This window comes from Alkalibacterium psychrotolerans (assembly GCF_054784355.1).
Map to the genome: position 1 here is coordinate 1 of NZ_BAAGPH010000037.1, position 14,960 is coordinate 14,960.

The following is a 14,960-nucleotide window of genomic DNA, read 5'->3' on the forward strand; positions in this document are numbered from 1 at the left end:
ATTTCTGGAAAAAGTCATCCCTTGCGCCAGCAATTGACTTTTTTGGAAATTTTAACGAAAACCATTTGTGACGAAAGTAACAATCTGTGGAAATCATTTATTCTAAGTTTTATGCAACACTAGTGATCTTGTTATCAATTATTATCTGCAGTCAGTTTATGAGACAGCTCTTTGATTGTCGGATACACTTCCTGGTAGTGAGCATAGACTTGTTCATACTGCTTCACAGCTTCAGGGTTTGGTTTAACTTCTGATTTGTAGTTTACAAAAGCTTGTGAACATGCTTCAAAATCACTAAACCAGCCTGTACCAACTGCGGCAATCATAGCGGCACCCATAGCCGGACCCTGTTCAGTTTCCAGTGTTACAACCGGTGCATTAAAGATATCGGCCTGCATCTGCAGCCAGTCCGGATTTTTGGCTCCGCCGCCTACCGATACAATCTGAGAAAAGTCTTTATTGGAATGTTTTTTCATCAGCTCGTAAGAATCTTTCAAGGAGAACGTAATCCCTTCAAGAACAGCTCGAGCAAAATGATCTCGAGTATGAGAGATATCCATTCCTAAGAAAGTTCCGCGAACCTTGCTGTCAGTGTAAGGTGTGCGCTCTCCAGAAATATAAGGGGCAAACAGGAGACCTTCCGAACCAGGCTTCACTACTGACACTCCACTTAACAGTTCTTCAAAGCTTTCTTTCGGTGCAAAGGTCTTTTTGAACCAGTTCAGGCTGCTACCGGCTGCCAGCGTAACACCCATTGTATAGAAGGCATTCGGAACGACATGGTTAAAGTAGTGCAAGTGGCCGTTATAAGCTTTGTCCCCTGTTTCTTCATAAGACAAGAAGACACCGGATGTTCCGATACTGGCCATCCCCTGATCCGTACGAACGATACCCGCTCCTACAGCAGCACAAGGGTTGTCCGCACCACCGGAATAAACGGAAATCTCGTTTGTAAAGCCGATTTCTCCAGCCAGTTCGCTGTCGAGTTTACCGATTTCATCATGTGACTGCACAAGTTTCGGACAGATGTCTGTAGACATGCCCAACGCATTCGCAATTTCCTTGCTCCATGAGTGGTTTTCCACGTCGAGGAATAATGTTCCCGCCGCATCGGAATACTCCATTTGTTTGTTTCCTGTTAAACGGTATCCTAGATAGTCTTTCGGCAATAGGAAGGTCGACACGTGTTTCCATATATCGGGTTCATTTTCTTTTACCCATAAGAGCTTAGGTAAGGTAAAGCCTTCAAGCGCCTTGTTTTTAGTTATAGCTATTAAGTTGTCTACTTTTTCAGTAATTGTTTCGCACTGCTTCGTCGTACGCACATCATTCCATAAAATGGCCGGTCGCAGCACGTCATTTTGTTCATCCAGCAAGACCAGTGAATGCATCTGACCTGAAAAGCTGATACCTTCCAGCTTGTCCTTGGCATCCGGAGTGGAGCTGACAATTGCTTTCATGACTTCTTTTGCTGCCCTGAACCATTCTTTCGGGTCTTGTTCACTGTGCCCTCTTTTAGGCGTCAACAAGGGATATTCTGATGAAGCTTCATCAACAATCTTACCTTTTTTATCAACAAGAATACCTTTCAGTCCACTCGTTCCTAAATCCAACCCTAATACATAACTCATTTGTCCACTTCCATTCTTATATTTTCTATAGATAATAAAACGAACCCCAAAGGAAGCTCCAATCTAGAATCGATTATGGCTATCCGCTGGCGTTCGTCCCCTTCAATTAATTAATTATTTAGTTGAGCCGCTCTGGCCAACAACAGACTTATTTTTTCCTTTAGATCCATTTCCAAAGTGACGAGTTAACGTCCAGTGGTCACGGTTATCTTCTGCCTCTTCATAACGGAAAAATTCAAAATCAGCTGCTTTTTTCATTCCGCTGTTGTCAATACAGCTCATGCCGACAAAGGCGCCGGTGAAGAAGCCGGATTCCTGGATGTACTCATCTGATAACTTCCATGAGTCGAAGGTGACAGGAATGTCTTCCCACTTTTCTCCGTCAAATGAATAGCAGAACTGATAAGTGTACTGGTCAACTTTCACCTTGAACCAGACCGCTTCCGCATCATCCGGCACGGGAATGACATCCCCACCTAATGGATTAGACACATTGTTACGTTCCGATGCATATAAATCGATAACTTTTCCTTTTTCTTCATCCCACGTGACGTGTAAACTGGTCCAGTTTTTCGTGTTGTAGTAATTGACCAGTCCAGCCTGCTGCTGGAAAGTTTCCGGGTCAAATTTAACTTTTGTTTCAGCTTCAAATTCGAAGGCCTGCCAGCGACGAGCTACGAGAGCCTGCTTGTGCAAGTTGGAGAACCCTCCCGCTCCATACAGACGCAAGTATCCCGGTTTATCAGTTGTATTACCAAACTGTGTATACGGAATACGCAAAGTCTGCCATTGACCGCTTAATTCATCTGAATCGAATGAGTCCACAACCGGGAAGTCTGCTTCCCATTTCTGCTTTGGCAGATCAGGTGCTTCGACCGCTACTTTAGGATAGTTGCCGTCTACAACATAAGGCCAACCGTCTTTCCATTCCAGCTTTTGAATAGCGGTTTCGCGACCAAGCTGACAGTACCCTCGGTCCATTAGCAAGACATCTCCCGGTGCCTTTGTCGGACGACCAGTTAGGTGAGCAAGGTACCATTCACCGTTTTGCGTTTCGACAATAGAGGCATGGCCTGCTTTCTGCAAAGCAATACGTGGGTGGCCCCAAGAAGAAATCAATGGGTTATCCGGATGCGTTTCATACGGTCCATCAATTGACTTCGAACGCGCCAATGTTGCATGGTGGTCATACATCGTTCCGCCTTCAGCTGTCAGCAGATAATAATATTCGCCAATTTTATATAAGTGAGGTGCTTCTGTCAGACCGACATCGGTTCCTTTGTAGATAATTTTGCGGTCACCGACCAGTTTTTCTTGTTCTGGATTATATTCCTGAAGAACAATACCGCCAAAGTCATGCTTGCCGTTTCTGTGGTCCCAAATCATATTGACAAACCACTTTTTACCGTCTTCATCGTGGAACAGTGATGGATCAAACCCTGACTGGTTCATGTAAACAGGGTTGCTCCACTCTCCATCAATGGTTTCACAAGTTGTCAGATAATTCGTAACATCCTTGTATATGCCACCTGTAACTTTTACATCAGAGAATATCAGGTGGAACTTGCCCTCAGCGTAACTTAACTGAGGTGCCCACACCCCTCCAGAATCGGGATTCCCTTTCATATCCAGAAGCTCCACACGATTCAGCGGACGAGCCACCTGACGCCAGTTTTTCATATCTTTAGAGTGATAAATAACCACTCCAGGGAACCACTCAAATGTTGATACAGCGATGTAAAAATCGTCCCCTACTCTCAGCATACTTGGATCGGGATTGAACCCTTTCAGTACAGGATTTTGAATCATTGACATAACTTTTTCCTCCTCAAAAATAACAATACAATAGTTTTTCTGTTCTAAATTATGCGCTCGATTGTAACACTCCTCGAGTAAGGAGCAGGACTGAAATAATACAAAACGATTACCAGTAAGCGCTTTAAGTATTTTTTCTATCTAACAGTTGTCAAATGTGATAAAGTTAGCATATATTAGACATCCAAAGACAGGTATATCAAAAATTGTCAGCTCTTTGTAAAATAATCAAACTTTAATTTTCTAATAATTAGAACATATGGCTATCACCTTCTTTTATTCATTAGAATGTGATAGAATTAGAGTGTGCATAGTTAGTTTATTTAATTAACCAACTTCTCTAATAACTATAGCGAAACTGTTTTTTAAAGTCAAGCGCTTCCAAAACAACTTTTCAGCTTCTATGATAATTTGTCAGTTTCTCTCCTACTGACATAAACACAATTAACTTTACCTAAAAAGAATGGAAACGAGGAACATAAATGTTTAAAATAAAAAATTCTATTAGAGAAAACAATAGCCTATTAGTATTATCAGAAATTATAAACCGTCCGGAAGTTTCACGGGCTATGATTTCTGAACTGACTGGCTTGAACAAAGCTACTGTCTCTGAAATTGTCAGACGACTGATTAAAGATAATTATGTTATTGAAATTGGTCCCGGCAAGAGTACGTCAGTAGGTGGACGTCGCCCCATTCAATTAACAGTCAACAAAAAAGCTGGCGTGTCTCTAAGTTTTGATGTAAGATACGACCGTATTTCATACTTAGCCACCTACTTGGACGGAGAAAAAATAGAATATACAGTTCAAGAAAAAGAAATGAACAAGGACAATATTGTTGAGACAATAACAAGTACGGTCAATAAAGCAAAGGATGAGATTGGTGATATTCCTTTCGGTATTATTGGCGTTACTGTTTCAATTCACGGTATCGTTGATCATAACAAAATAGAGTTTACTCCGTACTTCAACCTCAATGAAGTCGATTTAGCAAGTGATCTCGAAGAATCTCTTAATTTACCTATTCACTTAGAGAACGAAGCAAATCTCTCAGCGCTTGCTGAATCTGCATTTGATAATGAGCACCAGAACATCATATCTTTTAGTGCCCATACAGGAATTGGTGCTGGGATCATTCTTGGCGGCAAACTTTATAGGGGACACAAAGGTCGCAGCGGAGAGGTAGGCCACACTATCCTCTACCCTAATGGTAAAGCCTGTCCATGCGGAAACCAAGGCTGTCTGGAACAGTATTGCTCTACTAAGGCGATATTAAAGAGGTTTCAAGGTTTAAAGGGCGATACTTCTCTTACTTTCGATGATTTAATTAACTCTTACCACAAAAAAGAATCTCCAACTCTCAATCTTATTCTGCAATTTGCAAAAGACTTTGGAATAGGATTAATGAATGTCATTGGTAATTACGATCCAGAGGTGGTCTATATAAACTCGGAACTCCTTGAGGAAATTCCTGAACTTATTAGCTTATTGAACCACTATTTAAGTATGACAATCTATAAAGAAGTTGCGATTAAGCAATCTTTATTAGGAAAAAAAGCCAGTCTGTATGGCGCAACTGTCTTGAATCTTCAGGAGTTTCTTCATGTTGAAAACGTTGAGTTCAGTTTAAATATGGAAAAAGTACTTGAAGGCTGAATAAACAACTACTATTCAAAACAGGCAGCTGCGGCCGCCTGTTTTTTATTTGGCATAAAAATCTCGCAACCGGTATTAGCTTGCTGTTCCATATAAACTGAAGACTGTGGTAAACTGAATGAAAAGAAGGAGGACTGACTATGAAGATATTAGTTGATGCTGATGCCTGTCCTGTTAAAGATAGTATTATCAAACAGGCACAGAAGTTTGAATTAAAAGTGCTGCTTGTATCCAGTATTTCCCATTTTTCTTCAAAAGAGCTGCCTGATGGTGTGGAGCGCATCTGGGTTGATAAAGGTAGCGATGAAGCCGATTTTAAAATAATGAAGCTGGCCTACCCGAAAGACATCATTGTAACTCAGGATTACGGCCTCGCCTCTATTCTCCTGCCCAAAAAATGCCGAGTGCTTCACCATGACGGCTATGAATACACAGAAAAAAGTATCCAGAAACTTGTCGATGGCAGACACCTCTCCGCTCAAATGCGTAGACAGATGAGCCGAAGCAAGGTTAAAAGCATGGATCCATTTGCTGATGAATCGCAATATGATTTTGAAGAGCTGCTGGTGCGCGTTATCGATAAACAATTAACTAAAACAGAAATGGTTGAGTAAACATGATTACGATTGGTCTGACGGGTTGGAGCGATCATCCCCTCATTCAAAGAAACCGCTCAAAAAAACTGGAAGAGTATGCCAGTCATTTTCCTGTAGTCGAACTGGATACCCCTTTTTATGCCATACCGTCTATAGCTAATACATCAAGCTGGGCAGATAAAACTCCACCGACATTCAGTTTTATTCCAAAAGTTTACAGTAAAACGACACTGCATCAGCCTTTTTCGCCGGAGTTCGATTCGATGAAAGAGGTCTTCGAAGCTTATCTGAAGGCTATGTCTCCTTTAATAGAAGCGAAAAAAATTACCGCCTTTCTTTTTCAGTTTCCTCCCTACATGGAATGTACTCGGCAGAATGTGAATTATTTGAGATACATAAAAGCCCACATGCCTGATTTGCCGGTTGCTGTGGAGTTTCGGCATCCCTCCTGGTTTACTGAGGAAACTCAAGCGAAGACACTGAAGTTATTGACTGATTTGGCATTCACTCATGTCGTTGTGGATCAGCCCCAGACCCCGCATAACAGTGTGCCCCAGATAGTTGAATGCACGAACAAGCAGTTCAGTATGATTCGACTGCACGGACGGAACTACGAAGGCTGGGCTGGTGGAAAAGAGGTTCAGGACTGGCGTGTCCAGCGTACACTCTATGATTACTCGGAGGAAGAGCTGCTTGACTTTAAGACCACTGTCGAAACACTTCATAAGCAGTCCCGTCATGTTTCCGTGATTTTTAACAACAATTCCGGTGGCCATGCGGCCAAAAATGCCAAACAACTGCAGAAACTTCTCGGCTTGTCTTTTGATTACCTGGGTCCGAGACAACTGGATTTGTTTTGAAGAATCAGATAATGGTCATACGCGTCGTGTACGCGTATGTTCCTTTAGAATATATAAGTAACCCAGCCGCTCATCGGCTGGGTTTTCATTATGAAAAGAGCTCCCTTATTTGTTTAAGCATGAATTAGACTAACCCCGCGGTATTATTTTAGCCAGTTACCGAAATAATCTGGTATTGCATGAAGTCATATGTCTCATTGACTCCGAGTTAATTGAATCTTGCCTGATAACATTAACTCAGGGATGTCACACTCACTCAGTTACCAGAATACCCTAGTATTGCATGAAGTCATACGCATACTCGCCCGCGAGTTAATGGAATGTTGTCTGATAGCATTAACTCAGCGACATCATTCTCACTCAGTTACCGAAATAATCTGGTATTGCATGAAGTCATATGTCTCATTGACTCCGAGTTAATTGAATCTTGCCTGATAACATTAACTCAGCGACATCATTCTCACTCAGTTACCGAAATACTCTTGTATTGCCTGAAGTCATACGAATACTCGCCCGCGAGTTAATGGAATGTTGTCTGATAGCATTAACCCAGTTACATAGGGCTCTCTCAGTTGACCCAATAATGCAAGATAACCCCAACTCACCCCACACTTATTGATTAAGTTAGTTAAATCACTCTGAAACAAAAACGGATGATCGGTCTATCCCAAATTATGCAAAGAAGCCGCTCAGATTGAACAGTTACGTTCAATCTGAGCGGCTTCTATTTTAATCATTAGGACGGTGCGTTAGTCGTCTGAATAGCTTGAACAGGCCATTAACCAGGCTGTATAGCGCAACACCGACGGTAGCACCCGCTGTGTCTATCAGTACATCCATCACAAGCGGCGTGCGTCCCGGTACAAAGGCTTGATGCAGTTCATCCGAAACGGCATAGAGAAAGGAAACCAACAGAGCAATCAAAATCGCCTTCCACCCTCTTACATTTGACACGGTTAACGCATGGATCAGAAAGGTTCCCAGAAACAAAAAGATGATGAAATGTGCAAATTTTCTCAGCTGGCGGTGAATTACCCAGCGGTTCATCTGAAATAGTTCCAGCGCACCGACACGCGGTCGGACCATTGTGTATAGAACATATACGGCGAATACACTAATCAGTATAAACGCGATAAACACTATGGATTTAATCAGCCAGTGGGTTTTCAATCGCGCCAGCCAAATCAGGAACACATGATAAAGCAATATAAAGACGACTATACCGACCAATTGCCAGTTCGTCAGAACTTCTCTACCCGCCTCCATCACGCCCACACTCCATCTAACAGACTCATCAGCGGGTTGAGATGAAAACCAGAATATGACCGTCATCCAGAGCACAACCATTCCCCAGGAAATAGCTTGAACAGTACGGGTTTTCACTTCATTTCCGGGCATTAAACATCATCCTTATTGTTAGTCATACGTGCCGGCTTTCTTCAGTCTTGCGATACCTGTTGATTTTAACTTAACCCAATAAAACTATCTTAAAGAGTAGCTGATTCAATCATTTTTCCTTTTTCCATAATTAGTTCTTCATCAATATAAACCGTCGGCTCTTTAACGACACAGTCGATGTGTACGCCAGCTTCGGTGGTGCCTCCAAAGGGTTTATTTGAACCGAAGGCTATGTGAATCGTACCATATACTTTTTCATCTTCCAGCACCACACCAGTCAGTTGTGCTGATGGATTTGTTCCAATCCCGAACTCGGCAATGATACGTCCATCGCCTTCACCAAGCAATTCAAGCAAATCTTTCCCTTGATGCGTTGTCGCATTGACTAAGCGCCCGTTTTCGATTGTCAGTTTCAATGGCACTTTAACTATACCCAACTGAGCAATCGAGCCGTCCACAATCAGTGAACCGTTAGCTGAATCTTCAAGCGGGGCAATAAATGCTTCCCCTGAAGGAACATTCCCTGCCTGTCCTTTTTCACGAAAAATGCCTGTGCTTGGAATCCCTTTGCGCCCCTGTACAGAAAACGTCAGGACTTCTCCATCCTTTTCGATTCTAACATCGGATGCATTATCTAGAACCGTTGTATACTTTTTAGTTAACTCAATGACCACTTCCGGTTCCGCCTCTATGGCTCCTTTTTCAAGCATCGACAAGGTAATTCCCGGCATCGTGCCAATCCGTGTTCCGGAGGCTGCTGCATCTTTCTTTGCGCGTGTATGCGTAATGCTTGCACTCGTAATGCACAAAGCCACATCTGCTTCTTTCATAGCTTGAGCAACCAATTTGGGAGGCTCTTCACCAGATTTATAGTGTGGTGGAAACTGCATGAAGACCGTTTCATTTCCCTTAATACAAGCTGCTTCATAAAAGGGAACGGCTACTTGTCTCATTCGGTCGTCGGTAATAATCGCTACCTTTTCTTTTTTCGTTAAAGCAAAATTATTTTCGAACACCTTTATTGCGTTTTCAATGTAATTTGACATGCGGTTCATCTCCTATTTTATTAACTGATGTAGACTCTCTCACTACTAGTTTAACTAAAATTTTGTAAAAGTTAAATCACTATTTATTATTCAATAGTTCACAACAAATTCTTTGATGATGGGAATAGAAGTGTGTACACTGAAAGTAACACAAACGAGAGGAGATTTTTCATGACCAATGTAATGAAAGCCTATGGTTTTTACGATCCGAAGAAAGAACAGGACCTTCCCCCTTTTGAGGAGCAGGAACTGCCAAGACCCGAACCAAAAAAACGGGAACTTTTAGTAGAGGTCAAGGCCGTCGCTTTAAATCCCACTGATTTTGCGACTCGCATGATGAAAAAGTCCAGTGATGAGTCCTTCACCATTCTAGGGAGAGATGTTGCTGGCGTTGTTGTTTCTGCAGGTGAAGACGTTACTTTATTTAAAGAAGGTGATGAGGTCTTTTATCCGGGAACACCCAATAACGAAGGAGCTCAAGCCGATTACCATATCGTCGATGAACGCATGGTGAGCTTGAAACCGAAAAATCTGAGCTTTGAAGAAGCGGCTGCACTTCCATTGACGGCTCTGACCTCCTATGAAGTCATATATGACCGTCTGCAGCTGTTCAACCTGGCTGAGAACCCTAGTGAGGTGACTGTGTTGATTGTCGGTGCTGCCGGTGGAGTCGGATCCATCGCTTGTCAGCTTGCTTTAAATTACGGCTTTAATGTTGTCGGTACAGCATCCCGTGACGAAAGTACTGAACACGTAAAATCTTTAGGCGTCAACTTTGTCATCGATCATACAAAACCGTTTAAAGAACAGCTGGACCAGTACGGCCTGACTAACATCGATGCCGTCTTTTTAGCAGCCCGGTCCGATGACAACATTAAAGAAGCTGCAAAAGTGGTCAAGCCGCAAGGACAGATCTGCACGCTTTTACCCATTACAATCCCCTTGCCGGGAGCATTCTTTGGAAAGAGCCTCACACTCAGTCATGAACTGATGTATACTCGGTCAGTTTATCAGACTGATGACTGGATCAAGCAGCACGAGTACCTGACAGAACTGAAAAACCAGGTAGAACAAGGATTGATATCCTCCACCGTGTCTACTGTATTTGAAGAAATGACTGTTGAAACATTAACAGATGCTTATCGTCAGCTGCAGACAGAACACACTGTAGGTAAGATAGTTTTGAAACACAACTAAATAAATACAAAAAGGAAGCTACTCAGTAAATTGAGCAGTTTCCTTTTTGTATGGGCAATGGTTTAAATTAGTTCAGCTTCATAATTTATTCCCACGAGCTGAGAAACCCCTTAATTACATCTTCAAGTACTCCACCTATAACAAATATAAGCCAGGTCCACGCCCAGCCTCCCACAATAAAGCTGAAGACCAAATAAAGAACAACAATAATCGGCCAGTATATTTCATCAATAATATAATCCACCTTCCGGCGCCTTTCATCTGCTTTCACTTCTTCTTCGAAGTTATCCGGTTCTTTTCCGTTTTGCAGAATCACGTCATAGGCATGATAGACATTCCCACTATATACAAAGAATACCACACCTATACCCGCTAATAAGAGCATGAGCCCTACACCCACTAGAACCGAAAATAAGTTAGAAAAAATCCCGATAAACAAGGGGCCGAACGAGCCTATACTAAAGGATAGGCCTAAGATTATGCTAAAGGTTAATGACTTTTTATAGGCGTCCTTTTCTTCTTCAATGCGTTCACGACTGTCCGGAAGCAGCACAAAAGGCTTATAATAAGCTTCCAGACTACTGGAGCGCATGCCTTCGACTACCAGCAATGCAGTTCCTGCTGCGAGTCCAATTAATAAGAGTATTATCCCCATAATATTCGCTGCCTGAAAGATTGAAGACAAACTTAGAAAGAACAGCAAAGATGCGATTCCTGCTAGTATAGTTAAAATACCAGTTCCTATTCTGATGCCTAGCTTTGCTTTTGATTGGACAAAGTAATCAATCGCACCTTCTTCCATCGCAGGCGGGAACTGTTTGTTTTCTGTGGCTGTTTTGTTAATGCCCATTTCTTCAAGCAACTCATCGATATTTCCAAATTCGGCAATAACCACACCCAATGCTTCATGTTCTGAAGCGCCACTCAATCTTAGTTCATTGTATTTATCTTCCATATTGGCCGTTATGTCCAGCCTAAGCTGATTGGTTTCCTCCGTTAAAGGTACTGTTTTGAATACCTGATTGACGTACTCTTTAATTATTGTCATTTTCTTCCCCTCCCACTAACTGATCGACCACTTGTTTTGTCACTGCCCATTCTTTCTGTTTCTCTTTTAAATACTCTTTTCCCTTTGTTGTAATCCGGTAATAGGTTCTTCTCTTGCCTTGAGTGACCTCGCCGGGATAAGACTCAATCAAGCCCTTTTTCTTCAAACGAGTGAAAGCAGAATACATGGTTGTTTCTTTAATAATATACTGGCCAGCTGTTTTTTCTTTTATTTGCTTAGATAGTGAATAGCCGTAAGAGTCCCCTTCATTCAATAAAGAGAGAAGAAATGTATCATTATAACCTCGAATCACGTCACTGCTGATCATATGGCTGCTCCTCTCGATTCACATATCAGTTTTTTTACTACGTCTGTCGTTGTACTTAGTTTAGCACAGACTTTCAAAGATTACTACACTTGACGTAGTAAAATAAAAAAATCAGTCCAGAGACCGATAGCTTGATAGTCTCTGAACTGACGAACCTTTATACTCTTTTGAAATTCTAATGCAATGTAATTAGTCGATATCTCTCTTCTGAAAACCGACAGCGCCAATCCCCATAAACACAAGAGCTATTGTCGAAATAACCACTGTCACGGTCCAGTTCCAGCTTTCAATCGGCTGCTCTGGTATATGGTAAAACGGTGACAGCCCATTAATGAGTTCTGGAATGTCAAAGAGTCCTCCAAAGTAGAAAATGACAAAAGCAAAGACCAGATAAAGCCAGATTAAAGAGGTGAACTTGGGCAGCCAGCCAATCAGCAACGCACTTACCCCCAGCATAAGATAGATGGCCGGAAGGTAACCAAGACCCGCTAAGAAAATGTCCACCAAGGGTACATCGTAACCGACAGCAACGGCAGACCCACCAAAGGCAAGCGACTGAAGCAGTTGGAAGACGAGTGCCGTCAATGCACTAATCAAGAGGAAGGTGCCAAAGACAGAGAAACGTGAATGGGCACTGGCAATCACTTTTTCCATTCGATGTTTCTTTTCTTCGCCCCTGAGTTTAAGCATTACCATTAATGTAGGAATAGTTGCTGCCATAGCCAGCACCCCCAGTATCATTGCCATAAACTGATCCGTCATTTTCAAGCTAGGGTCTGATACAATAATTTGAGCCACTACCTCATTGCCTTCGAGCATGCCATCAATATCGCTTATAACCGAACCATATGAAATGCCCAACAGAACCATGGCAACGGACCAGACAATCAAGGGCGTTTTCAGGAGTTTGAAGACGAAACCAAAAAGTGTCTTCAGGAAAGAAGATGCGTGTCTTTTTCCTGCCCGGTCCGGTAATAAACCAGACCCCATATCTCTTCGGTTCTTCAGCCATAAAGCCGCTACAATAAGAATGGCACTTAAGCCTAGTCCAATCCAAATGGGGAACCAGTTATCACTAACATAAGCTTCCGTTCCATAAATCAATCCTAAAGGAGACAACCAGCTGAGCAATTCATAACCGGAGTCGCCTACTATTCGCAGCAGATACGCTCCCCCGAGTACACCAAAGCTCAGCATCATTGCTCCGCGAGCATTATTTGACAGTTGAGCGGTAACGAGTGTCACAGCTCCGAAAATCATGCCGACAGTACCGTAACTGAGACCGGTCAGAACAGAGCCTTCCACCGTCATGCTGCTGTCTCCTAAAGCTATCAGCAGTGCTGCCGACACAACAGCGAGCAGTACATTCGTTAAGACGAGCATCAAAATGGCTGATGTGGTATGGGCAAGCCGTCCTGTAGGAAGCGCCTGAATCATTTCCAGAATGCCATCTTCTTCCTCCGAACGGGTATTACGGACAACTAGTAGAATAGACATAATAGCAAAAACAACGTACCCCATTAGAGACATCGTATGCGAGTACATCGCACCAATTGTGTAATTGTCAGCGCCAATCAAACGGCCAAACAGTGCCTGCATCGCGGGATTCTCCATGGCCATCGCCATGGCCTGGCGCTCTGACGGGTCTCCGTAAACTTCAACAAAGGCTACCGCACCGAGGATCACATAGAAAGCTGACCCGATAAGCCAAAGCAGGATTTTTAGCCACTCTTTTTTCAAGGTAAACCGAAACAGTCGTCCCGTTTGAGCATGTGCCTGCATCATCATTCGCCTCCCTTGACCGTTTCATAGTGACGCATGAATAAATCCTCAAGTTTGGGTGGCGCACTTTCCAGTTTTAATACAGTGTAGGGTTCAATGAATGCCAGAAAATCGTTGAGGTGATCACTGTCCAGCTGAAAGACGATTTCATCTTTTTCTCTCACCACATCATGGGCAAAAGACTGCTCTTCCAGCCCGACCAGCTCTTCTGCTGTTTTCACATTAATCTGCGAGCGGGTCAGGTGTCTCAAGTCAATTAGAGAACCGGACTCCACAATTTCACCTTGTCTAATTATCGCGACTTTGTCACACAACTGCTCCACTTCTGATAAAATATGACTGGATAACAATACGCTGGCGCCTCTTTGCTGCACTTCTCTGGCATAACTTTGAAATACGCGTTCCTGCAAGGGGTCAAGTCCGGCTGTCGGCTCATCGAACAGGTACACATCAGCGTCTGCTGCAAAGGCTGCTATGAGCGCCACTTTTTGTCTGTTTCCTTTCGAATAAGCCCGGCATTTTTTTGTCGGATCAAACTCAAAGCGTTTCATCAGTTCTTCTTTTCGTTGCTTATCTACTTTTGCTCCGCGCATGCTTAAAAAGAGATCTATCACCTGTCCACCCGTTAAATTAGGCCACAAATTTACATCTCCCGGTACATAAGCGACTCGTTTATGAATAGATACCGCATCATCCCAAACATCTTCTTCAAAAATCTTTGCAGACCCAGAATCTGCTTTAATGAGCCCGAGCAGAATTCGTATAGTTGTTGACTTTCCGGCTCCATTAGGTCCAATAAAACCGACAATTTCCCCTTCATTTACATCAAAGCTAACATCGGTTAACGCTTCGGTCTTGCCAAATGTTTTTTTTAGTTGGTTTATTTCGATTACTTTTTTCATTTTAACGCCCCCCTTTCTCAAATTAGCGAAACTCTTCTTTATAGTATATCATTTTCAAGGTGTCCAGATGATCATAAAATTCTTCATAATAATCTTCAAGACTTTCATTCGTCAAGACACCTAACCCACTCATTTTGACAGTTTGTTCCAGCTCCGTTCGGTAACCTTCGATGGTCCACCTGATATAATTGAAGGTTTTTTCCTGTGGAATATCTTCTCTGAATTTGGAAAAATCGATATTTTTGGTTAAAACACTTCCCCACACCGCTTCAGCCTGTTGTCTTTTCTCAAGCAGTTTGTCCGGAAGCTGGTAGTCGTTGATATTCATGAAGACTTGAGCCATAAAACTGAGTGCATACTGCTGCTTCCGGTAGACTTCCCATTTCAACTCACTCGCCTGTCTCAACCTTTCAAAAAAGTCCGTTTCCTCAAAATTAATCTGACTTAGGTAAGTTTCATCAGCAATCACTAGTGTTGCATAAAACTATAAATTACTGATGTTGACTTATTGTTAATTAAAGCACAATAGGTTTTCGTTAAAATTTAAAAAAAAGTCAAATGCTGGCGCAGCAGATGACTTTTTCCAGAATTTTTTTGACTTATTCAGTTGAAGATAACTCTATAGGTGACTTCTTTCACTTAGTCTGGTTCGAAAATTTCCTTAAATAATTCAAACGGTTCATACTGTAGCGCTCGCAA

General features: G+C 42.5%; 13 protein-coding genes. 4 read left to right on the forward strand and 9 right to left on the reverse strand.

The features are described from left to right. Window positions 1-134: 134 nt before the first annotated feature. Both xylB and ACYVLS_RS06860 read right to left on the reverse strand, forming a co-directional pair. Window positions 135-1,631 (reverse strand): xylulokinase, encoded by a 1,497-nt coding sequence (gene xylB, locus ACYVLS_RS06855; protein ID WP_460322836.1) that lies wholly within the window; start codon window positions 1,629-1,631, stop codon window positions 135-137. A gap of 114 nt (window positions 1,632-1,745) precedes the next feature. Further along, window positions 1,746-3,440, reverse strand: a complete 1,695-nt coding sequence (locus ACYVLS_RS06860) for a glycoside hydrolase family 43 protein (RefSeq protein ID WP_460322865.1) — start codon at window positions 3,438-3,440, stop codon at window positions 1,746-1,748. 488 nt (window positions 3,441-3,928) lie between these two features. Here ACYVLS_RS06860 and ACYVLS_RS06865 point away from each other — a divergent pair, with 488 nt between their 5' ends. From ACYVLS_RS06865 to ACYVLS_RS06875, 3 genes are all read left to right on the forward strand, one after another. Then, window positions 3,929-5,104, forward strand: a complete 1,176-nt coding sequence (locus tag ACYVLS_RS06865; RefSeq protein ID WP_460322839.1) for an ROK family protein — start codon at window positions 3,929-3,931, stop codon at window positions 5,102-5,104. A gap of 140 nt (window positions 5,105-5,244) precedes the next feature. After that, a complete protein-coding gene (locus tag ACYVLS_RS06870; protein WP_460322842.1) occupies window positions 5,245-5,718 on the forward strand; it encodes a YaiI/YqxD family protein in 474 nt (157 codons plus the stop codon). 2 nt (window positions 5,719-5,720) lie between these two features. Then, window positions 5,721-6,560, forward strand: a complete 840-nt coding sequence (locus ACYVLS_RS06875) for a DUF72 domain-containing protein (protein ID WP_460322845.1) — start codon at window positions 5,721-5,723, stop codon at window positions 6,558-6,560. Window positions 6,561-7,289: 729 nt separating this feature from the next. On the opposite strand, the gene ACYVLS_RS06880 is transcribed toward ACYVLS_RS06875, so the two are convergent. Continuing rightward, a complete protein-coding gene (locus tag ACYVLS_RS06880; RefSeq protein WP_460322847.1) occupies window positions 7,290-7,958 on the reverse strand; it encodes a VanZ family protein in 669 nt (222 codons plus the stop codon). A gap of 89 nt (window positions 7,959-8,047) precedes the next feature. Next, on the reverse strand, window positions 8,048-9,004 hold the full coding sequence (locus ACYVLS_RS06885) for an aminopeptidase (protein ID WP_460322850.1): 957 nt from the start codon (window positions 9,002-9,004) through the stop codon (window positions 8,048-8,050). Window positions 9,005-9,175: 171 nt separating this feature from the next. Here ACYVLS_RS06885 and ACYVLS_RS06890 point away from each other — a divergent pair, with 171 nt between their 5' ends. Then, window positions 9,176-10,201, forward strand: a complete 1,026-nt coding sequence (locus ACYVLS_RS06890) for a zinc-binding alcohol dehydrogenase family protein (RefSeq protein WP_460322853.1) — start codon at window positions 9,176-9,178, stop codon at window positions 10,199-10,201. Window positions 10,202-10,286: 85 nt separating this feature from the next. Here the strand turns inward: ACYVLS_RS06890 and ACYVLS_RS06895 are convergent, their stop codons facing one another. From ACYVLS_RS06895 to ACYVLS_RS06915, 5 genes are all read right to left on the reverse strand, one after another. Next, complete coding sequence (locus ACYVLS_RS06895; protein WP_460322855.1) at window positions 10,287-11,249, reverse strand: permease prefix domain 1-containing protein; 963 nt, start codon at window positions 11,247-11,249, stop codon at window positions 10,287-10,289. Further along, window positions 11,236-11,577, reverse strand: a complete 342-nt coding sequence (locus ACYVLS_RS06900; protein WP_460322857.1) for a PadR family transcriptional regulator — start codon at window positions 11,575-11,577, stop codon at window positions 11,236-11,238. Before ACYVLS_RS06900 ends, ACYVLS_RS06895 begins: the two co-directional genes overlap by 14 nt. Before the next feature lie 189 nt (window positions 11,578-11,766). Further along, entirely contained in the window at window positions 11,767-13,362 is a 1,596-nt protein-coding gene (locus ACYVLS_RS06905) for an ABC transporter permease (protein ID WP_460322859.1), read from the reverse strand. Further along, a complete protein-coding gene (locus ACYVLS_RS06910; protein WP_460322861.1) occupies window positions 13,362-14,261 on the reverse strand; it encodes an ABC transporter ATP-binding protein in 900 nt (299 codons plus the stop codon). Before ACYVLS_RS06910 ends, ACYVLS_RS06905 begins: the two co-directional genes overlap by 1 nt. A 22-nt stretch (window positions 14,262-14,283) precedes the next feature. Continuing rightward, window positions 14,284-14,649 carry a hypothetical protein gene (locus ACYVLS_RS06915; protein ID WP_460322863.1) on the reverse strand — a complete coding sequence of 122 codons (366 nt, stop codon included), beginning with the start codon at window positions 14,647-14,649 and terminating at the stop codon, window positions 14,284-14,286. Window positions 14,650-14,960 lie beyond the last annotated feature (311 nt).